A 22,071-nucleotide genomic window follows, 5' to 3' on the forward strand; every position below is an offset into this window, starting at 1 on the left:
TGATGTCACTGCAGGAATACCGCCGCAAACGCCGCTTTGATGGCACCCCCGAACCCGATGCCGAGCGCACCGGTGCACCGGCGCGACGCCCGATCTTCGTGGTGCAGCTGCATCACGCCAGTTCCCGTCACTACGATTTCCGTCTGGAAGCCGATGGCGTACTCAAGAGCTGGGCGGTGCCGAAGGGGCCGTCGCTGCGCGTGGGCGAGAAGCGCCTGGCGGTGGAAGTGGAAGACCATCCGCTGTCCTATGCGACGTTTGAAGGCGATATCCCTAGCGGCCATTACGGCGCCGGACATGTGGATGTGTACGACCACGGCACCTGGGCGTGCGACGGCGATCCGCTCGAGGCGATCGCCGCCGGCAAGCTCGACTTCGTCCTGCACGGCGAGCGGCTCAAGGGCGGCTGGAAGCTGGTGCGTACCGCGATGAAAGGCAAGCAGCACCAGTGGCTGCTGATCAAGCGCGACGATGACGATGCACGCGATGCGGAGGCCGATGACATGCTCGATACAGCGCCTGCTCGGCGTACGACTGGCAAGCGTACTGCTGCCTCGACAACCCGCACCGGCACCGGCAAGGCAGTGAAGACGGTCGCCAAGGCGCCGGCGGCACGCAAGGCCGACGCACGTTGGCACAAGCGCGCGCTGGCGCTGCCGGAGGCACGCGACACGCCTTATCCGCAGAGCTTCAAACCACAGTTGACCGACCACCGTGCCACCGCACCGGAGGGCGATGGCTGGTTGCACGAGATCAAATGGGACGGCTACCGTCTGCTGGCCGAGGTCAGCGACGGTGTGGTGTCTTTGCGCTCGCGCGGTGGACTGAACTGGACCGATGACTTCCCCGAAGTGGTACAGGCGATTGCCGCGCTGCCGGTGCGCGACCTGCGACTGGATGGCGAGCTGGTGGTACTGGACGCGCAGGGCCGCAGCGACTTCACCGCGTTGCAGAAGGTGATTGATGGCACGGCCAGACAACCCTTGCGCTACGTGGTGTTCGACATGCCCGGTATTGCCGGCGTCGACATCAGCCGCGCGCCCTTGCTGGCCCGCAAGGCGCTGCTCAAGGACCTGATCGGCCCCGCGCCGGGCACCGTGGCCTACAGCGAGCACGTGCTCGATCATGGTCCGCAGGTGTTCGCCGCCAGTGGCGATGCGGGCTACGAGGGCATCATCAGCAAGCGGGTGGATGCGGTCTACGTCAACACGCGATCGCCGACCTGGATCAAGATCAAGCATGAAAATACCGATGAATTCCTGATCGTCGGCTACACCGAACCCAAGGGATCGCGCACCGGCTTCGGATCGCTGTTGATGGCCACCCCGGACAAGGGCGGCCTGCGCTATGTGGGCCGTGTCGGCACCGGTTTCGACGATGCGTTGCTGCGTGCGCTGACCCGCCAGCTCAGCGCGCTGGCGGTGAAAGACGCGGTGGTCGCCCTGCCCGCGCATGTGCCCTTCCCGGCGCGCAGCGTGCACTGGGTGAAACCGGTGGTGGTGGCCGAGGTTGCTTTCCGCGGCTGGGCCAAGGAAGGGTTGCTGCGCCAAGCCAGTTTCAAGCGGCTGCGCGAGGACAAGGCCGCGAAGGATCTGGGCGGTGCGGCGAAGGTGCCAGCCAAGGAAAAAAAGACCACCGCCAGCAAGATCACGACGAAGGCAGGCGCTGCGGCCAAAACGCGCGCTGTCGCCGAAAACGCTGGCGACGTGAACATCAGTCACCCCGAACGCGTGGTGTTCGCCAAGGCGAAGATCACCAAGGGCGAGGTGGCCGACTACTACCGGCAGATGGCGCGCTGGGTGCTGCCCGAAGTTGCCCGGCGGCCGCTGTCGCTGCTGCGTTGTCCGGATGGCGTGGACAAGCCGTGCTTCTTCCAGAAGCACCATGGCACGGGCTTGGGCGAGGCCGTAGGGGCCATTCCGCTGGAACAGAAGAGCGGGCGCGAAGACTACCTCTACATCGAGGACGTAACGGGCCTGCTGCAGCTGGTGCAGATGAACACGCTCGAGCTGCACCCGTGGGGTGCCACGGTGGCCGATCCCGAGCACCCGGACCGGCTGGTGTTTGATCTGGATCCCGGCGAGGGCGTCAGCTGGGCGCAGGTCAAGACCGCCGCGCGCGATGTGCGCGACCGGTTGCTGGAGACCGGGCTGCAGAGCTTTGTGCGGCTGTCCGGTGGCAAGGGCGTGCATGTGGTGGTGCCGCTGCAGCCCAGGGCCGACTGGGCGCAGGCCAAGGACTTCTGCGAGGCGTTCGCGCAGGCCATGGCCGAGCACGCGCCGGAGCGCTACGTGGCCACCATGAGCAAGGCCAAGCGTACCGGCGTGATCTTCATCGACTGGCTGCGCAACGCACGCGGTGCCACCAGTGTGTGCTCCTGGTCGCTGCGGGCGCGCCCGGGTGCGGGCGTGGCAGTGCCGTTGCGCTGGGAAGAACTGGGCCGGGTGACCGCTGCCGACGCGTTCCCGTTGGCCAAGGCGCTGCAGCGGGCGCAGCGGTTGAAGCAGGATCCGTGGGACGGAATCGATGCGGTGAAGCAGGTGCTGCCGGGCGCGTGACGCAGGGGCGCTTCATCGCCATTGCGCGGCCCGCCCGGCCCGCACTGCATGCCGCCGCGCCTCGTCGCACGCTCCCGTCAACGCGGCCGGTAGCGCGCGCCCAGCCAGATACCGGCCGCCTGGAACGGCAGCGCGATGAGCAGCACGGTGACGAACCAGAACGGGAAATCGCTGCCCAGGTCCCAGGCAGCATAGACCGACGCGGCGGCGATCACCGCCCAGACCACCCCGCCGTGCACGTAGGGCGCGTTTGGCGCGTAGCGCGCCGCGAAGGCCGTGGCGGCCACGCCGCCAAGGATCGTCCAGGCCAGGTCCCACGCCAGCCGCGCCTGCCCGCCTTCGCCCAGCCCGATCCACGGTGCGATCCAGCCGGCGGCGCCGCTGACCATGCCCAGTACGAACACTGCCACGACCACGCACAGGATGGAGAGCACGACGGTCTTGGCAAGCGACAGCGGGGACATGGGGATTCCGGAGACGACGAACGTGCGCCCATTATGGACGCACGCCATGCCTCAGACCCTGCCGGTCGGCCTCAACGACGCCCTCTGGGCCAAGCCGCGCACCGGCACCGAGCCTGCGCCCGGTGTCAGCCGACCAGCGCGGCCGAATCGCGGGCCAGCTGCTCGATCCCGGCCCAGTCGCGCGCCTGCAGCAGCGCACGCGTGGTCAGCCAGGAACCGCCCACGCACAGCACGTTGGGCAGGTGCAGGAAATCGCGCGCGGTCTGCGCGGTGATCCCACCGGTCGGGCAGAAGCGCACGTCGCCGAATGGCCCGTTCCACGCCGACAGCATTGCCGCGCCGCCGGCCTGCACCGCCGGGAAGAACTTGAAGGTATCCAGCCCGTGTTCCAGGCCGAGCACCAGCTCGGACGACGTCGCCACGCCGGGCAGGAACGGCAGGTCGGTATCGTGCGCGGCCGCATACAGGCGCGCGGTGGCGCCCGGCGATACCGCGAAACGTCCGCCCACCTGCTTGACCTGTTCCATCTGCGCGGCACTCAGTACGGTGCCAGCACCCACCACGGCATCGGGCACGGCCTCGACCATCGCCTTGATCGCGTCCATCGCCACCGGCGTGCGCAAGGTCACTTCGATCACCGGCAGGCCGCCGTTGAACAATGCGCGCGCCACCTCGACCGCGTCGTCGACGTTCTCCGGGGTGAACACCGGAATCACGGGGGCCAGCTTCAGGACTGCGCGTACGCGTGGATCAGCGCCGGACATCGAATCGCTCCTCGCCCGTGAGGGCCATGATGTCAGCCTCGCTGACAGGGTTGAAATCGCCGGGGATCGAGTGCTTCAGGCAGCCAGCAGCCAGGCCGAAGCGCACGATCGCATCCGGCGCGAAGCCGCGCATCATGCCATGCAGGATGCCGGCAGCGAAGGCGTCGCCGCCGCCGATGCGATCCACGATGCCGAGCATGTCGCGGGTCGGCGCCACCGCGCGGGTCCCATCGCGACCGAGCAGCATCGCCCCCAGCGCATGGTTGTCCACGCTGTGCGGGGTGCGCTGGGTGCAGGCCATCCACTGCAGCCGCGGAAACGCGGCGAACGCCTGCGCGGCGGCCGCATCCACGCGCTCGGCCAACTGCGCCTGCGGGAACTCCCCGCCGAGTACCACGCCGATATCGCGGTAGTCGGCGAACAGCACGTCGGCGCAGGCGAACAGCTCGCGCAGGATCCCGGCCGCATCGCCCTGCCAGCGCGCCCACAGCGACGGACGAAAATTGCCGTCGAAAGACACCTTCACCCCACGCGCGCAGGCGGCGCGCGCCGCCACCAGCGTGGCCTCGGCCATCGCCGGATTGAGCGCCGGGCTGACCCCGGACACGTGCAGCCAGTCGGCGTTGGCCAGCAGCGTGTCCCAGTCGTAATCGGCGGCACTGCTGCTGGCAAACGCCGAATCGGCGCGGTCGTAGACCACTTCGCTGGCGCGCTGCACCGCACCGGTGGTGAGGAAGTACAGGCCCATGCGCCCCGGCCGTACCTGCACATGGCCGGTGTCCACGCCGTGCCGGCGCAGCTCGCCGGCGACGAACTGGCCCAGCGGATTGGCCGGCAGCGTGCTGACCATCGCCACCGTATGTCCCAGATGGGCCAACGACACCCCGACATTGGCTTCGGCGCCCCCCGGATGCACCGCCAGCTGCGCACTCTGCAGCAGCAGCTCGCGGCCCGGTGCGCTCATGCGCAGCAACAACTCCCCAAAACAGACGACGCGACTCATGATCATGGATCCTTGTGAAAGCGAGGGCCGGTGGAACGTCGCCCAGGAAGAATGGCTAGCGGTGTCATTCTAGCCTTGCGGCGCCTGCCGTCCACCCTGGGAAATGTCGAAAGCTTTGTCCCGCAAGCCTCCAGGGGACATCGAAAATCTGTTGCGCTGCAAGATGCTCCTTCTGGAACGGGCTGTTAACGTCCGCCCTGACCAGCGGTGTCATTGCACTGACATGTCGCCGGATTGCTGTTTCATGTAGCACCTTGGGAGAGGGAAAACATGCATTCTCGAAACATCCAGAAAAAGACACCGGTTACCTTGCTTGCCCTGTCGATCTGCCTGGCGCTGAGTGGTACCGCGCTGGCTCAGGAAACGCCCACCGGCACGGCCACCGACCTGGACACCGTGACCGTCACCGGCTACCGCGCCAGCGTCGAAAAGGCCTTGGACATCAAGCGCGGCGAAGCCGGCGTGGTCGATGCGATTGTCGCCGAAGACATCGGCAAGTTCCCGGATCTCAACCTGGCCGAATCGCTGCAGCGCATTCCGGGCGTGGTCATCACCCGTGAAGCCGGCGAAGGCCGCAACATCTCCGTGCGCGGCCTCGGCCCGGATTTCACCCGGGTGCGCATCAACGGCATGGAAGCGCTGACCACCGTCGGCGCCGGCGACCAGAGCGGCGGCACCAACCGCGGCCGCGGCTTCGACTTCAATGTGTTCGCCTCGGACCTGTTCTCACAGCTGCTGGTGCGCAAGACCGCCTCGGCCGACGTGGAAGAGGGCTCGCTGGGTGCCACGGTCGACCTGCGCACCGCGCGCCCGTTCGACTACGACGGCTTCACGTTTGCCGCCAGCGGCCAGGCCAGCTACAACGCCATGGCTGAAAAGGCCGATCCGCGCGTGGCCGCACTGATCTCCAACACCTTCGCCGATGGCACCTTCGGTGCGCTGTTGTCGGTGGCCTATTCCGAGCGCCAGGCGCTGGAAGAAGGCTCCAACACCGGGCGCTGGGCCAACGGCCCGAGCAACAACAACTTCAACGCGGCCTCGCCGTTCGCCGCTGCCCGCAGCGCCGCCGTGTACCACCCGCGCTTCCCGCGCTACGTACAGATGGAACACGAGCAGAAGCGCCTGGGCGTGACCGGCACCCTGCAGTGGAAGCCCACCGACGCGACCGAAATCTCGCTGGACACCCTGTATTCCAAGATCGACGCCAAGCGCGACGAGCACTACATCGAGGCGATTTCCTTCAGCCGCGGCACCAGCACCAACCCGCGCCTGGTCGGCAAGCCGGCGATGATCGTCAAGAACGGCGCGATCGAGAACAACGCGCTGGTCTACGGTGAGTTCGACAACGTCGACATCCGCACCGAAAACCGCCATGACGAGTGGAGCACCGAGTTCAAGCAGGTCGCGTTGAACGGCCAGCACCGTTTCGGCGATGACTTCACCTTGTCCGGCAAGGTCGGCATCTCGCGCTCCAAGCACGAGAACCCGATCCAGACCACGATCATCATGGACAAGTACGACGTCGACAATTACAGCTACGACTACCGGGGCAACAGCCGGTTCCCGACGCTGAACTACGGCATCGACCCGACCAACCCGGCCGGCTGGGAACTGGCCGAAATCCGCCTGCGTCCGCAGTACGTGGACAATGACTTCGACACCGGCCAGATTGACTTCAACTGGAACATCAGCCCCAGCTTCCGCCTGAAGGGCGGCATCCTGGCCAAGAACTACACCTTCAAGACGGTCGAGATGCGCCGCGCCAGCGAGCTGGCCGTGCCCAACTTCCCCAACGGCAGCAAGATCGTGCCGGTGGACATGACCCAGCAGGAAGGCCTGAAGGGCATCACCGGCAACCCCAACAACTGGGTGGTGCCCAACCTCGATGCGATCGCCGACCAGTTCGACATCTACAGCAACAGCGGCATCTTCGCCGTCGCCCCGCGCGCCAACAACGTGCGCAGCGTGGACGAAGAGGATCGCGGCGGCTACCTGATGGGCGAGTTCTCCACCGAACTGGGCAGCATCCCGTTCTCGGGCAATTTCGGCGTGCGCTATGTGCGCACCAAGCAGACCGCCACGGGTCTGTCCACGTTGACCACCACCACGGTCTCCACCACCGCCGAGCGCACTTACGACGACACCCTGCCCTCGTTCAACCTGGTGGCCGAAATCACCCCGGACTTCCTGATCCGCCTGGGTGCGGCCAAGGTGATGAGCCGTCCGGGCCTGGGCAACCTGACCCCCGGTTCCACCGTGGCCGTCGCAGGCGCGGCGCGCACCATCGCCACCGGCAACCCGGACCTGGACCCGATCCGCGCCACCAACGTGGACCTGGGCTTCGAGTGGTACTTCGCCGAAGGCGCCATGGCCGGTGTCGGCCTGTTCTACAAGGACATCGAGACCTTCATCCAGACCACGCGCGAGACCCACCCGTACAGCTTCAGCGGTCTGCCCGACGCGCTGCTGATCGGGACCGGCGCCAGCCCGGACAGCGACTTCACCTACACCAAGCCGGTGAACACCCCGGGCGGTGAACTCAAGGGCGTGGAGGTCAACTACACCCAGCCGTTCACCTTCCTGCCGGGCAAGTGGTCCAACCTGGGCGTGCAGCTCAATTACACCTGGGTGGACTCGCAGATCCAGTACATCAATTCCAGCGGCCAGCCGGTGCTGAAGGCCGACCTGACCGGCCTGTCGCGCAACTCGTGGAATGCCACGCTGTTCTACGAAGGCAAGGTGTTCTCCGGCCGCGTCTCGGCGACCAACCGCGATGATTACCTGACCCAGGTCACCGGTACCGAAGCCGGCTTCAACCTCGATGGCTATCACGGCATGACCGGCACCACCTTCATCGATGCGTCGATCCGCTATGCGATCAACGAGAAGCTGGAGCTGAGCCTGGAAGGCATGAACCTGACCAACGAAGCCAGCGACGAGTGGGTCTACTCGCCGTCCACCGGCCAGCTGCCGCTGCAGTACACCGAGACCGGACGTCAGTTCATGCTCGGCGTGCGTTACAAGTTCTGATCCACACCAGACGGCGGCGGCGCGAGCGATCGCGCCGCCGCTGTTGCGTCGCAAGATGTTGGGGAACGTCGGCTTTGCTAGCGTGCGTTGCGTGCAGGACACGCGGCGGGGAGGCTGCGCGCCCGCACGCAGCGCACCGGCACTGCCTTCGATCCAGCTCCCCGCGCCACCGCCGTAACGTTGAGCTGTCGAAAGGAACCTGCCATGCCGCTGCACGCTGTCCGTTCGCCCCGTCGCACCCGTCTTTCGGCCAGCCTGCTGTGGATGCTGCTGGGAGGCAGCGCCGGCGCCTGGGCACAGCCGGCACCGCAGCTGCTGTTCCACGTCTCGGCCGACAACGGCTTTACCGCCGACACCGCGCAGGGCGATGCGGTCCCCAATTTCCTGGACAAGGTCAAACGCGTGCCCGATGGCGCGCGCGGATCAGCGATCCAGTGGGAAGACGACGGCGTGCTCTCGTGGAACGCGCCCGGCAACATCCAGGCCCAGCGTGGCACGCTCGGCTTCTTCTGGCGCCCCCGCTATGCGGTGGGTGAAGCGCCGTTCGTGATTTTCCGGGTCGGCTACGCCGACCACAGCAGCTGGGACATGGCCTGGCTGCGCATCGACTGGAACGGCCACGGCTTCGACGCGTTCGTCACCGACGCCAACCTGGCCCGCACGCGGGTTTCCTTCACGCTCGACCACACTCCCTCACCGCAGCAGTGGCAGCACATCGCCTTCGGTTGGGACGAGGACCACGGCGTACGCCTGTACGTCGATGGCAAGGAAGTGGCCCGCCAGGAAACCACCGCCGATTACGACGCCGCGCTCGACCAGCTCGGCTTGGCCGGGCGGGTGATGGCGCCCTACCAGGTGCAGAGCCGCTACAACTTCCTGCGTGGCAGCGACCTGGACGAGATCCGCGTCTACGACCGCCTGCTCGATCCGGCTGGCATGGCCGCGCTGGCACGCAATGCGGCACCGACCACGGCCGTGGCCGCGCCCGATCCAATGCGTGCCTGGCGCCATCGCTTCGGCTGGGACAGCGCGGCGCCACCGGCGCTGACTGCACCGACCACGCGCATCCGCAAGGTCGAGTTCGCCGATACCAAGGACCACAAGCAGTGGATGTGGAAGGCCACTGACGGCATCGCCGAGACCACCTGGCCCGGCGTGTACAACCGTTCGCGACTGCCCGGCCGCAACGACTACTTCCAGCTGCCGGACTGGAACACCTACGTCGACGGCGGGAAGCAGCTTGACCTGACCCTGCCGCCGGGTGAGACCGTCAACCGCATCGAAGTGCGCGGCGCCGCGTTCGGCACGCTCAGCCATGGCGACGACGGCCAGTCGCCGACGCCGCTGCTGCAGCGCCGCCAGGGCGTGGTGCGCAGCGTCGATGACATCCCCGCGCAGACCGGCGGCGTACTGCACTTCCGCAATACCGAACAGGAAACCCCCATCCAGGAAATCTGGGCCTACGACGTCAGTGCGGCGCCCGAGCCCGCCGGCACGGTCAAGCAGCGCTACGTCATCGACAGCCAGGCCCTGCCGGACTACCTCAACATCGCCGGCCTGCGGCGGTACATCGACGGCCGTTTCCCGGCGGCCGAACGCAGCACGGTGATGGCCTTGCCCAAGGGCGCCGGTTCGCGTCGCCGCAGTGCCGACACCCTACCCGCGCAGCCGCTGCCGATCGTGCACGTGCTGATCCCTTCCGGGGTGGCCGATGCGCCGGCCGCGCAGCCGTTGATCCGCAGCTGGGCCTACAGCTGGGAGAACATGCATGACGGCCTGGACGGCGTGGCCATCGACCTGCCCGCGCTGGACCTGCCCGCCACGATCGACGGCCTGATCCCGCTCAACCTCCGCATCAAGGACCCGATCTGGCCGGCGCGCGACATGATCGATGTGTCGGTATCGGTCAAACCGGGCGAAAAGCGCACGCTGTGGCTGGACCTGCGCGACCGCATCCTCACCGCCGACAGCCTGTGGCTGTCCATCGCCTCGGCCGCACCGGGCTTCAACGCCGCCTCGCTGGACGGTGCGGAGATCCGCATGGTCTACAAGGACCGCGAAGAAGCCAAGCAGGAGCACGTGGCCGACCGCTTCAACCAGGCGCGCGACAACTGGGGCTTTCTCGTCGAGGAGCACACCACCTCCAAGCGCCAGCGCCTGTATGCACGCGTCTATGCCGACCTGACCGATCTGCTGCGGGTCGATCCGGACCACGAACTCGGCCGGCTGTACTGGAACTACATCAGCTACAACAGCCAGGGCAAACCACCCTTCGTCGCGCCGATAGCGCCCAAGGGCGTGCCGCAGTGGGCATTCGCGCAGACCGAAGACCTCAAATACGTACGTCGCTTCGTGGACTGGTGGATCGACAACCGCCAGATCGCCTACGGCGACTTCGGTGGCGGCATCTCCGATGATTCCGACCTTACCCAGCAGTGGCCTGGGTTGGCGTTGATGGGCGTGCAGCCGGACCGGCTCAATGCCTCGCTCACCGCGCTGTCCGATGCGGTGTACCGCAATGGCATGTTCAGCAATGGCCTGAGCACCATCGAAACCGACGAGCTGCATGCCTACGAGGAAGGCATCAACACCAACAGCGCCATGCTCTACCTCAACTGGGGCGACCCGCTCACCGTCGAGCGGCTGATGGAGACGGTGAAGGCCTTCGACGAACGCATCATCCTGCCCAACCCGCAGGGCCAGCTGCTGTTCTCCAGCAACTGGTACGGCGGCAACAAGGTCTACCGCGAGCCGAACTGGCAGTGGCAGAAGCCGTACTCGTTCCCGGCGCTGCATCCGGCGTTCCTGATCGGCCAGTACAACGCCGATGCCACCAGCCGCAAGCTGGTCACCGGCCTGGCCAACAGCTACCTCGCCCACGCCTACACCGACGACAAGGGCCGCTGGACCCTGCCCAACGAAATCAGCTGGGCCACGGGCAAGACCCGCGGCGGCGAGCTCAACAACGGTTCCGGCGGTGGCGATGTCATGCACACCTTCTGGGCCGCGTGGCGCTGGAGCGGCGATGCGAAGTACCTCAAGGCGCTGGACTATCGCGTCGAGCGCGGCGGCCCGGGTGCGTTATCCAACCTGGGCGAGAACTACGTGGAGGTACTCGGCCGGGGCGGGGAGTGGAACCCGCGCCTGATCGCCGATGCCGATGCGGGCACTACCGGCTTCTCCAGCCTGATGGCGTGGCAGGCCAGTGGCGACAAGAAATACCTTGAAGCCCTGCACGCCGACGGCATCCAGGCCAAGGCGCAGCGCGAGTACATGAATACCGAGGGCCATTGGTGGTCCGACCGGGTCGAAGCGCCGAGCGAGTTCCTCCAGCGTGCACGGCTGGGCGGCATCGCGCTCAAGCGCAACCAGAGCTGGCCGGGGCACACCGTGAGCTGGCGCTTCGCCCAGCCCGATGCCGCCGAACAGGTGGCGCTGCTGGTGCACGCGCCGTCGCCGGCGCGCTTCAAGGTGATCGCCTACAACCTGGGCAAACGCGCGGTGGAGGCGGACATGACCGCCTGGAATGTCACCGCCGGGCAGTGGCGGATGACCAGCGGCATTGACCGCGATGGCGATGACCGCATCGACGGCAAGGCCAGTGTGCGTGAGCTGACGCTGGAGCGCAGCGCGTCCACGGGGCTGCGCTTTGTCCCCGGCCAGGCCCAGATGTTCGAGTTCGAGCTGGTGCAGGCCGGGCAGCCGGTCGAGCAGCGCCCGGACCTGGGCATCGGTCGCGGCGATGTGCGTGTCGATGCGGGCCAGGTGCAGGTGACCGTGCACAGCCTGGGGCATGTGGCCACCGGCGCGGGCGCGGTGCTGCTGGAAGACGCCAACGGGCGCGAGATCGCCCGCAGCGCGGTGCCGACAATGGCCGCGCCCAGTGACCTGGTGCCGAAGACCCATACGCTGCGCCTGCCGTTGCCGTCGGGAAAGCACAGCGGCCTGCGCGTGCGGGTGATGCTGGCCGATGGCGGCGCCGAGGTGACCCAGCGCAACAATGTGGTCGTGTTGGACTGACGCGCGCAACAGCGCAACAGCGCAACAGCGCAACAGCGCAACAGCGCAACAGCGCAACAGCGCAGCCCGCGGTGGGGGTCATGCCATTCCCGGGCCGCCGGGAACTACCGGCGGTCGCTCGGGGTGCGACCCTGCCGAGGCTACGTACGCCTGTCAGGGGTACCGGTCTGCGGCGGTGATGTCGGGTGATCTGGTCGAGCGTACACGCCGGTATGGAGGCCCTGCATGCCTTGATGAGGCTGCACACGCGCAAACGCGCAGCGATGCGCGCCGCCAGGGCCGCATCCCGATCGACTGCCGATGGACCTGCAACCGGTGATGTCGGCATGACCCCGAACGAAGCACGCGCCCCATCCCCGGTTACACCGTCACCGTGCCCGCGATGCAGGTCACGCAGGCCCCGCCGATCCACGGCGCATCGCCCACCCGCTCTACCTGTAGCCGCCCGGCGCGTCCCAGCACGGTGCCCTGACTGATCACGTAGCGGTCCGGTACCTGCCCTTCCTCGAGCAACCAGCGCGCGATACCTGCATTGAGGCTGCCAGTGGCCGGATCCTCCGGCGCGCCGTCGCCAGCGATGAAGGCGCGGCTCTCGAACCGTGCCGCGTCGCCGTCGTCGGCCTGCCACGGCCCGAACACCCCCACCTTCAAACCGTCCAGCTGCGTGTAGTCCGGCTGCAGCGCCAGCACCGTGGCGCGGTCACGCAGGCGCAGTGCCAGCCAACCGGTGCCGTTGTCCACCCAGCGCGCCTCCAGCACGTCCTCGGCAGCCAGCCCCAGGGCGCTGTGTACGCGATCGCGCAGCGCGGCATCGAGCGGCCCGCCGCGCAGCAGCGGCGGTGCCAGGAACGCCAGCCCGGCGTCGCTGCGGCGGATCCGCACCAGGCCGATACCGCATTCCTGCACGATCTCCTCGCCCTGGGGCGCCCCGCCCTGCGCCAACCACGCGTGGCAGCTGCCCAGGGTGGGATGGCCGGCAAATGGCAACTCTTCCAGCGTGGTAAAGATGCGCACCCGGTAGTCCGCGCGCGGGTCGGTCGGCGGCAGCACGAAGGTGGTTTCGCTGAGGTTGGTCCAGCGCGCGAACGCGGCCATGCGCGTGTCATCGATGCCGTCCGCCTCGAGTACCACCGCGAGCGGATTGCCCAGCAGCGGATCGGCACTGAACACGTTGACCTGTTGGAACGGATGGGTGGACATCGGGACCTCCGGGAGCACCACCGGATTATCCACGCCCGCCCTGGTTAGAGCCGAGCCACGCTCGGCTGCCCTTCGCAGGAGATGACAGGCCGGCACGCGAAGAGGCGCATGATGCCCCGGGTTGCGTCGTTGCCGAGCAGTGCCCGGCACGACCGATCACGCCGCGTCGGTTTCCATCACCTGCACGCGGCGCGCGTACCAGTCGCCGCCGTCGGGCTCGAACACCGCGCTGCGGGTCATTTCGCCCTGGTAGACGTGGACCGAGATCGCCAGATCCTCAGCGCTGGTGTTGCGGATGGTGTGGTACTCGTGCGGCGGGATCAGGCTGCCGGCACTGCCGCAGTCGCCGAGGATGGCCGGTTGTGCGCGGAAGCGGAAGCGCTCGCCGTCGCGCTCCAGCAGCTGGTACTGGGTGATTTCCAGCTGGCCCAGCCACACCCCTTCCACGCACCACAGGCCGCTGTGGTCGTGCAGTGGCGTGCCCTGCCCCGGCCCCCAGCTCATCGCCACGATGCTGTAGCCGTGCGCGGCGCTGCGGTACAGCTCGCGGCGTGCGTAGTGGTCTTCGATCGGGTGGTGCACACAGGCGGGCAGCTGGATGCGGCTGTCGGCGATCGCCTCGCGCAGCGCGTGGCGCAGCGTGGCGGCGATCTGGTGGGCATCATTGTGCTGTACCGCGTGATCGACGGCGGCAATCAATCGATCACGTCCGTGGAAGGGGGGAAACGGGTCGCGGAAATCGTGCATGTCCCCAGTCTAGGCGATCACGGTGAACGTCATGTTTGACGGGAATCACGACAGATCGGGTCGAATCAAGCGTAACGCCAATTAAAATCGACGAAAAAGTGCCTAAAGCCTATCAAACGAACCGCGCGCCATGTCGTATTCGGCCCGCATGCCATCACCCGAACGTACCGCGCTGGATGAAAGGCGCCTGCCGGTACAGCTCGCGCTCGCCCCCGCGTGGATCGTCGGCCTGGCGCGGGGTCCGGTCGAACAGCATCGTCTCGCGGCGATCAAGCGAGTACCTGTCCCACCGTGGCAGTCCCGCATGGTGGGGATCGCCATGCCGCGCGAACGCGATCAACGCCTCGCTCATCAATGCGGCCACCTGCCGGGCGTCATCACCATCGCCCGTGCGCGAACCCGGTCGGTCGGTGGTGTCCAATACCAGCGGAATGTCCAGCGTGTGGAAGGCACCGAACCGCCCCCCGTCCAGTGGTGAGCCCCAATCCAGCTGGTAGGCCCAGGTCGGTGCGCCTTGGCGTGCACGCGCCTCCAGTTCTTCCACCGCACCGCGCCACGAGCGCCCGGCGGTGGTCGCCGCGAAGAACACGTCCGAGGGCGTGTAGTGCGGATACAGGCGCCGGTACTCGGCGATCACGGTCGAAGGCAGTAGGTCGGTGTACTGCTCCTTCTCCAGCTTGGCCGGCAAGGTCTCCCAGGTAAGGGAGAAGTTGGCCGGGTCGTTGCCGAGGAAGGCGCGGGTTTCATCGTGGGTGTTGCCGATCACCATCGGGATGCCGGCCGACTGCGCGGCCGCCTCCGGCCAGAACGGATGTACCGGCAACACTGCGCCATCCAGCACCGGGCCGAAGTACAGGCCCGTGTCCTCCACCCGCGAGGGATCGCGGGCCCGCGTGGCTGCCAGCAGCGCCTCGGTGGACAACGCGCGCAACGCGGCCACGTCGGCCGCACCCACCGCCTGCATCGCAATCCGCGCGCGTTGGCTGGCTGCACGCGGACCAGCGGCGGTCACCTGCTGGCCGCTCATGGTCCACGCGCGCCGGAACAACCCACGCCCGGCGGGCATCGCCATCAGCGTGGCGATCTTCGCACCGCCCCCGGACTGGCCGAACACGGTGATGTTGCCGGCATCGCCGCCGAATTCGTGCGCGTGCTGGCGTACCCACTGCAGCGCCTGCACCAGGTCGAGCTGGCCGACGTTGCCCGAGCCGGCCAGGGCCGGGTCGCCGAAGGCGCCCAGGTACAGATAGCCGAACACGTTGAGCCGGTGGTTGACCGTCACCACCACCACATCGCCGCGCCGGCACAACGCGCCGCCGTCGTACAGCGGATCGCTGCCCGAGCCGTTGTTGTAGGCACCGCCGTGGATGTAGAACAGGATCGGGCGCTTGCCGCCATCGCGCAGCGCCGGCGTCCACACGTTGAGGTACAGGCAGTCTTCGCTGCCCGGACCCTCGCTGCTGCCCTGCGGCGCGGCAGGACCGTACGCACTGGCATCGCGCACGCCGCGCCACGGCAGTTCCTGCAGCGCCGGCAGGAAGCGCCGGCTGCGCGTATCGGCACCGTAGGCAACGCCGCGGAACACGTTTACCCCCTGCTCGATCTGGCCGCGCAGGCGTCCGCTGCGCACCGTCGCCAGCGGCGCGGCATCGCGGCGTGGGCCGGGGGCTGCCGCCGCGGCCGCCGACAGCAGCGGCAGGCTGCCCGCAGCGAGCATCACCGCATAGCGCGCGCTGTCGCGCAGGAAGCGGCGGCGTTGCAGATCGGCGGGCGAATCGCTCATCGGCGTGCCTCCGCGGCCTGCGTGCCTTGCGCCTGCATCCACTGCAGGGCCAGCGTGGGCCACTGCGCGGTGGTGAGCCCGGGGCGGATGCGCACGCCGAAGCCGTGCCCGCCCTGCGGGAACAGGTGCATTTCGCTGGCGACGCCGGCCCGGGTAAGCGCCTGGTAGTAGACCAGGCTGTTGTGCACCGCCACCACCTTGTCGTCCTGCGCGTGCACCAGGAAGGTCGGCGGCATGTCCGCGCGCACGTGGTCCTGCATCGAGAACTGCGCCACCCGCGCCGCATCGGGATGCTCGCCGAGCAGGCGAACGCGCGAGCCCGTGTGCGCGTGTGCCCCCATGTCGATCACCGGGTACAGCAGCAGCGCCACGTCCGGCCGCGCGCTCTGGCGGTCGATTGCATCGCGCGCCGGGTACACCGGCAGATCGAAGCCGGCGCTCAGCCGCGCCGCGACGTGGCCACCGGCGGAGAAGCCGATCACCCCGATGCGGCCCGGATCGAGCTGCCAGCGTTTCGCGCCGTCTCGAATCAGGCGCAGCGCGCGCTGTGCGTCGGCCAACGCGGCCTGGCGATCGCTGCGCCCGGCTGGCAGCCGGTAGCGCAGCACGAACAGGGTCACCCCGCCGTGCTCGACGAAGGCCGGCACCAGTGCGGTGCCTTCCTTGTCCAGCACGATGCGCTGGTAGCCGCCGCCGGGAATCACCAGCAGGGCGCTGCCGTTGGGCTGCCTGGGACGGTAGGCGACCAGATACGGGGCATCCACATCGTCGATGTAACGGTCCGGCACTGCCGGGTCGTCGCTGCGCTCGATGACATGCGGGGTGCGCGGCGCGCCGGTTTCGCCCGGCACCTGCCCGGCCGGCCACAGCGCGATGCGGTCCGGACTGCCCGGGGCGGGCTCGCTCGCCGGTACGCTGCGCTCGGCGGCGTGCAGCATCGAAGAGGAGCTGGCCAGCAGCAGCCAGGCCAGCAATGGCAACAGAACAGCGCGGGGCATCGGCAGGTGTCCTTGTGGGCGGATGGAACGGTCATCGTGCCCCAGCCGCAGCCTTCTGACGCGCTGCACATTGCCAATGACACCGGTTTACCATATACAGCTCATCCAGGCGCTGTCGATGGGCAGTGCACCATTCACCGGGAGACCCGCTTGAGCAACGATCACGGCACACACGACCTGCCAGACCAGGGGTTGGGCGAGATCGCCCACGCCTTCGTCGGCGCCCGCCAAGAGGGCCGCGCGCTGCCCGAATTCCCCGGTGAGATCCCGCCGGACCTGGTGACCGCCTATCGCGTCCAGGACCAGGCGATCGGACTGTGGGACGACCAGGTGGTCGGGTGGAAGGTCGGTTATATCGCTGCCGAGCGTCGCGACAGCTCCGGGGATGACCGCCTGCTGGGCCCGATTTTCGCACGCCGGCTCTGGAATGCTACCGGTGGAACAGTGGACATTCCGGTGTTCGTCGGCGGCTTCGGTGCGGTCGAGGCGGAGTTCGTGATCCAGCTGCTGGAAGACGCGCCGGCCGACAAGCTGCACTGGACCGCCGAGGAAGCCGAGGCGCTGCCGGCCAAGCTGTTCTACGGCGTGGAAGTGGCCAGCAGCCCGCTGGCCACCATCAACAAGCTCGGCCCGCGCGTGGTGGTGTCCGATTTCGGCAATAACAACGGTCTGGTGCTCGGCGCGGAAATCCCCGACTGGACCGCCCTGGACGACGCCGACCTGCGGGCGGAAACCCGCATCGAAGGCGAGGTGGTCGGCACCGGCGGCGCCACCCTGCTGCCGGGTGGACTGCGTACCGCCTATGCGTTCGCGCTGGCCCGTTCGGCGCAGCGCGGGCGGCCGCTCAAGGCCGGCGACCTGATCGCCAGCGGCAACGCCACCGGCATCCACGATATCGCCGTAGGCCAACAGGCACTGATCCGTTTCGCCGGCTACGGCGACATTACCTGCAGGGCCATCGCTGCCGGGTAACCGTGCAGCCATGGACAGTCCGCTTGGGAGGGCGCAGATGTTCACTCGCAGAAATTTCCTTGCCACCAGTCTGGGCGCGCTGAGCGTGCCCGTGCTGTCCGGTTGTTCGCGTCCCGGTGGCACCGAGGTCGCCGGCGCACGCCTGCTGACCGCCACCGACGTGCACGTGGCCGACTACCCCACCGTGACCGCGGTGAAGTGGATCGGCCAGCAGCTCGAGCAGAAGACCGGCGGCCGCCTCAAGCTGCGCCAGTACCACTCCGGCCAGCTTGGTCGCGAGTCCGAGGCGATCGACATGGCGCGCTTCGGCGCCATCGACATCACCCGGGTCTATTCCGGCGCGCTCAACAACGCGTTCCCGATGACCCAGGCGCTGTGCCTGCCCTACGTGTTCGAGTCGGTGGCGCACATGCGCCGCGCCCTCGATGGCGGCATTGCCGATGCGGTGCTGCGCGGTTTTGAAACCCGCGACCTGGTCGGCCTGGCCATCTACGATTCCGGCGCGCGCTGCTTCTACAACACCAAGCACCCGATCGTCGAACCCAAGGACCTGCACGGGCTGAAGTTGCGCGTGGCGTCCTCGGACATCTTCATCCAGCTGATGCGCCTGCTCGGTGCCAATCCAACCCCGATGTCGCTGGGCGACACGTTCTCGGGCATGGAGACGCACATGATCGACGGTGCGGAAAACAACATGCGCAGCTTCCACTCCAGCCGTCACTTCGAGGCCGCGCATTACTGGTCGCAGAGCGATCACTCCTATGCACCGGACGTGCTGCTGATGTCGCGCGACAGCCTCGAACAGCTCAGCCCGGCCGACCGCCAGCTGCTGCTGCAGACCGCGCGCGAATCGGTGGACGTGATGCGCCAGCAGTGGGATGCCTCGGAAAACGCCGCGCGCCAGGCCGTGGCCGACGCCGGCATCCAGTTCAACGCGGTCGACATGCCCGCTTTCCGCAAGGCCGCCGATCCGCTGTTGCAGCAGTACCTGCAGCAGCCGGAGATCGCCGCGCTCACCCGTCGCATCCGCGACTTCGCCTGAGGCCCGCCGCGATGTCCGACATGAGTTCAGAAACCACCGCCGTCACCGTCAGCGCGCCGCAACGCGTGCTCAATGCCCTCGCCGACGGCGCGATCCACATTGCCGTCCTGGCCCTGCTCGGGCTGGTGCTGGTGCAGGGCTGGCAGGTGTTTGCCCGCTACGTCATCAACGATTCGCCCAGCTGGACCGAGCCGGTCACGCTGCTGTTGCTGGCCACCGCGATGAGCCTGGGCGCGGCCACCGGCGTGCATACGCGCCGCCACTTCGGCTTCTTCCTGCTGGCCGCGAACATGGGCCCGGGCCTGCGCCGCGCGGTGGATGTGTTCGCCGCGCTGGTGGTGGCCGTGCTCGGCGTGGTCATCGCCTGGTGGGCGGCGGTGCTGCTGCTGGACGGGCTGGACATCAAGGCCGCCGGCGCCAGCCTGCCGCAGAGCATCAACTACCTGCCGCTGTGCATCGGCGGCGCATTGATGGCGATCTTCGCGGTGAACCAGATGGTGCAGGCGGTACAGCCGGCCGACGTTGTTGCAGAAGGAGACCGTTGAGTCATGGGTATCACGATCCTGTTCACTGTTTTCGCGGTACTCCTGCTGCTTGGCGTGCCGGTCGCCTTTGCCCTGGCCGCGGCCGCCCTGGCCACGCTGTGGTACCTGGACCTGCCCACGCTGGTGCTGGTCCAGCAGATTTCCGCCGGCACCGGGTCGGCGTCGCTGATCGCCATTCCACTGTTTATCTTCGCCGGCGAAATCATGATGCGCGGCGGCATCTCCGAACGCCTGATCTCGCTGGCGTCCTCGCTGGTGGGACGCATGCGCGGCGGCCTGGGCCAGGTCTCGATCCTGTCCTCGCTGTTCTTCGGCGGTGTGTCCGGCTCGGCCATCGCCGATGTATCGGCGGTGGGCGGCACGATGATTCCGCAGATGGTCAAGCGCGGCTACGACCGTGATTTCGCGGTCAATGTCAGCATCACCGCTGCGCTGGTCGCGCTGCTGGTGCCGCCGTCGCACAACCTGATCCTGTTCTCGGCTGCGGCCGGTGGCGGGTTGTCGATCGCCGATCTGTTCGCTGCCGGTATCGTGCCGGCGCTGTTGATGACGGTGGCGCTGATGGTCACCGGTTACGTGGTCGCGCGCCGTCGCGGCTACGGCGTGGAAGTGTTCCCGGGCTGGCGCGCGGTGCTGTTGCGCATGGTTTCAGCCCTGCCCGGCCTGGGCCTGGTCGCGCTGATCTTCATCGGTATCCGCGCGGGCATTTTCACCGCCGTGGAAAGCGCCGCCATTGCCGTGGTCTACGCACTGCTGGTCACCACCGTGCTGTACCGCCAACTCAACTGGCGCGAGTTCCTGGGCACGGTCACCCATGCCGCACGCAGCACCGGGGTGATCCTGTTCGTGATCGCCACCGCGGCGGTGTTCGGCTGGCTGCTGGCCTACCTGGAGGTGCCCGCAGCGGCGGTGGACTTCCTGCAGTCCTTCGCGCACAGCAAGTTCATGGTGCTGCTGATGATCGTGGTGATGCTGCTGTTGCTGGGCACCTTCATGGACCTGGCGCCGATGATCCTGATCTGCACGCCGATCTTCCTGCCGGTGGCCAAGGCGTACGGCATTGATCCGATCCACTTCGGCCTGGTGCTGGTGCTGACCGGTGGCCTGGGGCTGGTGACCCCGCCGGTGGGCTCGGTGCTGTTCATCGGCACGGCGATCGGCAAGATCAGCGTCGGCGAGAGCATGCGCTCGATCTGGCCGTTCTGGTTCGCCGCGCTGGGGGTGCTGGTGATCGTCACCTTCTTCCCCGAACTGTCGCTGTGGCTGCCGGCGCTGTTGCGCGCCTGAGCCAGGACCTCGCCGGGACGCGGCACGTACGTGCGTGTCCCCACGCTGCAACGCGGAGATGTCAATGCACCTGAGCAAGATCCTGGCCGGCCTCGCCGCCGGCCTGCTGCTGGCCACGACGGCACACGCCGCCCCGCCGCCGGCCACGCCGTGGAAGCGCGGCATCGAGAAGCAACGGCAGGCCGACCTCGGCGACGGCACCTTCCTCAACCCGGTGTTCGCCGGCGACCGCCCCGACCCGTCGGTCCTCAAGGATGGCGAGGACTACTACCTCACCCTGTCCTCGTTCGACGCCTACCCGGGGCTGCCGATCTGGCACTCGCGTGACCTGGTCAACTGGCAGCCGCTGGGCCATGCAATCACGAAGAATGTCGGGGCGATCTGGGCGCCGGACATCGTCAAGCACCAGGGCCGCTACTTCATCTACTTCCCCGCGCGCACCGCCGAGGCGCGCAGCAACTTCGTGGTGTGGGCCGACAGCATCCAGGGCCCGTGGAGCGAGCCGATCGACATCGGGCTGGGCGGGTATATCGATCCTGGTCACGCGGTGGGCGAAGACGGCAAGCGCTACCTCTTCCTCAGCGGCGGCGCTTACGTGCAGTTGGCTGATGACGGCCTGAGCGTGGTCGGCACCCCCAAGCATGTCTACGACGGCTGGAAATACCCGCAAAGCTGGGACGTGGAGGCCTATGCGCAGGAAGGGCCGAAGATCAATGTCCGCGATGGCTGGTACTACATGACCACCGCCGTCGGCGGTACCGCCGGTCCGCCGACCGGGCACATGGTGATCACCGCGCGCTCGCGTTCGATCCACGGGCCGTGGCAGAACGCGCCCAACAACCCGATCGTGCGCACGCAGTCGGCGGCCGAACCGTGGTGGTCGCGCGGCCACGCCACGGTCATCGAAGGCACCGACGGGCGCTGGTGGATGATGTACCACGGCTACGAGAACGGGTACTGGACCCTGGGCCGGCAGGCGTTGCTGGAACCGATCGAATGGACCGACGACGGCTGGTTCGTGGCCAGGGGCGGCGATCTGGGCCAACCGCTGCGCAAACCGTCGGGCACCTCGTTGGGCGCGCATGGCATGGCGTTGTCGGATGATTTCAGGGGCCCGGCCCTTGGCGCGCAGTGGTCGTTCTTCAACCCGGCCCAGGACGAGTACCGGCGCCTGGACTTCAGCGGTGACGGCCTGCTGCTGCAGGGCAAGGGCCAGACCCCGCGCGATGCCTCCCCGCTGACCGCGATCGCCGGCGATCCGGCCTACCAGTTCGAGGTCGAGATGGAGATCGCCCCCGGTGCGGTGGGCGGCGCCCTGCTCTTCTACAGCGACCGCCTGTACGCCGGCGTGGGTAGCAACGGCGAGGCCCTCGTCATGCACCGCTACGGTGAGGAGCGCCCCACCCGGCTGGCGCCCAGTGCCAAGGGCGGCAGGCTGTGGCTGCGGGTGACCAACAACCGCCACATCGTCACCCTTCACACCAGCAACGACGGCCAAACCTGGCACAAGTACCCGGTTCAGATGGAAGTCTCCGGCTACCATCACAATGTGGCCGGGAAGTTCCTCGCCCTGAAGCCGGCCCTGTATGCCGCCGGCGACGGCAAGGTGCGGTTCCGCCATTTCCGCTACCGGGCCCTGGATTGAACGGCCCGCTAGA

Annotated in this window: 15 protein-coding genes; 8 read left to right on the forward strand and 7 right to left on the reverse strand. The window is 67.8% G+C overall.

Annotated features, from left to right (window positions below):
- The first annotated feature begins 2 nt into the window (after positions 1-2).
- On the forward strand, positions 3-2,558 hold the full coding sequence (ligD, locus tag NR101_RS09430; protein WP_256776613.1) for a DNA ligase D: 2,556 nt from the start codon (positions 3-5) through the stop codon (positions 2,556-2,558).
- Positions 2,559-2,635: 77 nt separating this feature from the next.
- On the opposite strand, the gene NR101_RS09435 is transcribed toward ligD, so the two are convergent.
- The 3 genes from NR101_RS09435 to NR101_RS09445 all read right to left on the reverse strand — a co-directional run bounded on the left by NR101_RS09435 (position 2,636) and on the right by NR101_RS09445 (position 4,795).
- Positions 2,636-3,022 (reverse strand): hypothetical protein, encoded by a 387-nt coding sequence (locus NR101_RS09435; protein ID WP_256776614.1) that lies wholly within the window; start codon positions 3,020-3,022, stop codon positions 2,636-2,638.
- A 125-nt stretch (positions 3,023-3,147) separates the two neighbouring features.
- Positions 3,148-3,786: a bifunctional 4-hydroxy-2-oxoglutarate aldolase/2-dehydro-3-deoxy-phosphogluconate aldolase gene (gene eda / locus NR101_RS09440; protein ID WP_256776615.1), complete on the reverse strand. Its 639-nt coding sequence runs from the start codon at positions 3,784-3,786 to the stop codon at positions 3,148-3,150.
- The gene (locus NR101_RS09445) at positions 3,773-4,795 is read right to left on the reverse strand and encodes a sugar kinase (protein WP_256776616.1); all 1,023 of its coding nucleotides are present in this window, start codon (positions 4,793-4,795) and stop codon (positions 3,773-3,775) included. Before NR101_RS09445 ends, eda begins: the two co-directional genes overlap by 14 nt.
- A 264-nt stretch (positions 4,796-5,059) precedes the next feature.
- Here NR101_RS09445 and NR101_RS09450 point away from each other — a divergent pair, with 264 nt between their 5' ends.
- Positions 5,060-7,819, forward strand: a complete 2,760-nt coding sequence (locus NR101_RS09450) for a TonB-dependent receptor (protein WP_256776617.1) — start codon at positions 5,060-5,062, stop codon at positions 7,817-7,819.
- Between the two features lie 264 nt (positions 7,820-8,083).
- A complete protein-coding gene (locus NR101_RS09455; RefSeq protein WP_256776651.1) occupies positions 8,084-11,839 on the forward strand; it encodes a LamG domain-containing protein in 3,756 nt (1,251 codons plus the stop codon).
- A gap of 360 nt (positions 11,840-12,199) precedes the next feature.
- On the opposite strand, the gene NR101_RS09460 is transcribed toward NR101_RS09455, so the two are convergent.
- From NR101_RS09460 to NR101_RS09475, 4 genes are all read right to left on the reverse strand, one after another.
- Positions 12,200-13,039 carry a PhzF family phenazine biosynthesis protein gene (locus tag NR101_RS09460; RefSeq protein ID WP_256776618.1) on the reverse strand — a complete coding sequence of 280 codons (840 nt, stop codon included), beginning with the start codon at positions 13,037-13,039 and terminating at the stop codon, positions 12,200-12,202.
- A 156-nt stretch (positions 13,040-13,195) separates the two neighbouring features.
- Positions 13,196-13,786, reverse strand: a complete 591-nt coding sequence (locus tag NR101_RS09465; RefSeq protein WP_256776619.1) for a cysteine dioxygenase family protein — start codon at positions 13,784-13,786, stop codon at positions 13,196-13,198.
- Between the two features lie 154 nt (positions 13,787-13,940).
- Complete coding sequence (locus NR101_RS09470; protein WP_256776620.1) at positions 13,941-15,569, reverse strand: carboxylesterase/lipase family protein; 1,629 nt, start codon at positions 15,567-15,569, stop codon at positions 13,941-13,943.
- A complete protein-coding gene (locus NR101_RS09475) occupies positions 15,566-16,507 on the reverse strand; it encodes an alpha/beta hydrolase (protein ID WP_256776652.1) in 942 nt (313 codons plus the stop codon). The genes NR101_RS09470 and NR101_RS09475 overlap by 4 nt, the downstream gene beginning before the upstream one ends.
- Before the next feature lie 210 nt (positions 16,508-16,717).
- Between NR101_RS09475 and NR101_RS09480 the strand changes: the two genes are divergently transcribed.
- From NR101_RS09480 to NR101_RS09500, 5 genes are all read left to right on the forward strand, one after another.
- Entirely contained in the window at positions 16,718-17,539 is an 822-nt protein-coding gene (locus NR101_RS09480; protein ID WP_256776621.1) for a 2-keto-4-pentenoate hydratase, read from the forward strand.
- 37 nt (positions 17,540-17,576) lie between these two features.
- Positions 17,577-18,581, forward strand: a complete 1,005-nt coding sequence (locus NR101_RS09485; protein WP_256776622.1) for a TRAP transporter substrate-binding protein — start codon at positions 17,577-17,579, stop codon at positions 18,579-18,581.
- An 11-nt stretch (positions 18,582-18,592) separates the two neighbouring features.
- The gene (locus NR101_RS09490; protein ID WP_256776623.1) at positions 18,593-19,126 is read left to right on the forward strand and encodes a TRAP transporter small permease; all 534 of its coding nucleotides are present in this window, start codon (positions 18,593-18,595) and stop codon (positions 19,124-19,126) included.
- 3 nt (positions 19,127-19,129) lie between these two features.
- Complete coding sequence (locus NR101_RS09495) at positions 19,130-20,413, forward strand: TRAP transporter large permease (RefSeq protein WP_256776624.1); 1,284 nt, start codon at positions 19,130-19,132, stop codon at positions 20,411-20,413.
- Between the two features lie 64 nt (positions 20,414-20,477).
- The gene (locus NR101_RS09500; protein WP_256776625.1) at positions 20,478-22,058 is read left to right on the forward strand and encodes a family 43 glycosylhydrolase; all 1,581 of its coding nucleotides are present in this window, start codon (positions 20,478-20,480) and stop codon (positions 22,056-22,058) included.
- The last annotated feature ends 13 nt before the right edge of the window (positions 22,059-22,071 follow it).

The organism is Stenotrophomonas sp. Ste86, from assembly GCF_024519465.1.
Classification (GTDB): Bacteria; Pseudomonadota; Gammaproteobacteria; order Xanthomonadales; family Xanthomonadaceae; genus Stenotrophomonas.

Excerpts from the sequence above, each read along its gene's own strand:
- ligD (WP_256776613.1), top strand. The coding sequence starts at position 3 with ATGTCACTGCAGGAATACCGCCGCAAACGCCGCTTTGATGGCACCCCC.
- NR101_RS09435 (WP_256776614.1), bottom strand. The coding sequence starts at position 3,022 with ATGTCCCCGCTGTCGCTTGCCAAGACCGTCGTGCTCTCCATCCTGTGC.
- eda (WP_256776615.1), bottom strand. The coding sequence starts at position 3,786 with ATGTCCGGCGCTGATCCACGCGTACGCGCAGTCCTGAAGCTGGCCCCC.
- NR101_RS09445 (WP_256776616.1), bottom strand. The coding sequence starts at position 4,795 with ATGATCATGAGTCGCGTCGTCTGTTTTGGGGAGTTGTTGCTGCGCATG.
- NR101_RS09450 (WP_256776617.1), top strand. The coding sequence starts at position 5,060 with ATGCATTCTCGAAACATCCAGAAAAAGACACCGGTTACCTTGCTTGCC.
- NR101_RS09455 (WP_256776651.1), top strand. The coding sequence starts at position 8,084 with ATGCTGCTGGGAGGCAGCGCCGGCGCCTGGGCACAGCCGGCACCGCAG.
- NR101_RS09460 (WP_256776618.1), bottom strand. The coding sequence starts at position 13,039 with ATGTCCACCCATCCGTTCCAACAGGTCAACGTGTTCAGTGCCGATCCG.
- NR101_RS09465 (WP_256776619.1), bottom strand. The coding sequence starts at position 13,786 with ATGCACGATTTCCGCGACCCGTTTCCCCCCTTCCACGGACGTGATCGA.
- NR101_RS09470 (WP_256776620.1), bottom strand. The coding sequence starts at position 15,569 with ATGAGCGATTCGCCCGCCGATCTGCAACGCCGCCGCTTCCTGCGCGAC.
- NR101_RS09475 (WP_256776652.1), bottom strand. The coding sequence starts at position 16,507 with ATGCTGCACGCCGCCGAGCGCAGCGTACCGGCGAGCGAGCCCGCCCCG.
- NR101_RS09485 (WP_256776622.1), top strand. The coding sequence starts at position 17,577 with ATGTTCACTCGCAGAAATTTCCTTGCCACCAGTCTGGGCGCGCTGAGC.
- NR101_RS09490 (WP_256776623.1), top strand. The coding sequence starts at position 18,593 with ATGTCCGACATGAGTTCAGAAACCACCGCCGTCACCGTCAGCGCGCCG.
- NR101_RS09495 (WP_256776624.1), top strand. The coding sequence starts at position 19,130 with ATGGGTATCACGATCCTGTTCACTGTTTTCGCGGTACTCCTGCTGCTT.
- NR101_RS09500 (WP_256776625.1), top strand. The coding sequence starts at position 20,478 with ATGCACCTGAGCAAGATCCTGGCCGGCCTCGCCGCCGGCCTGCTGCTG.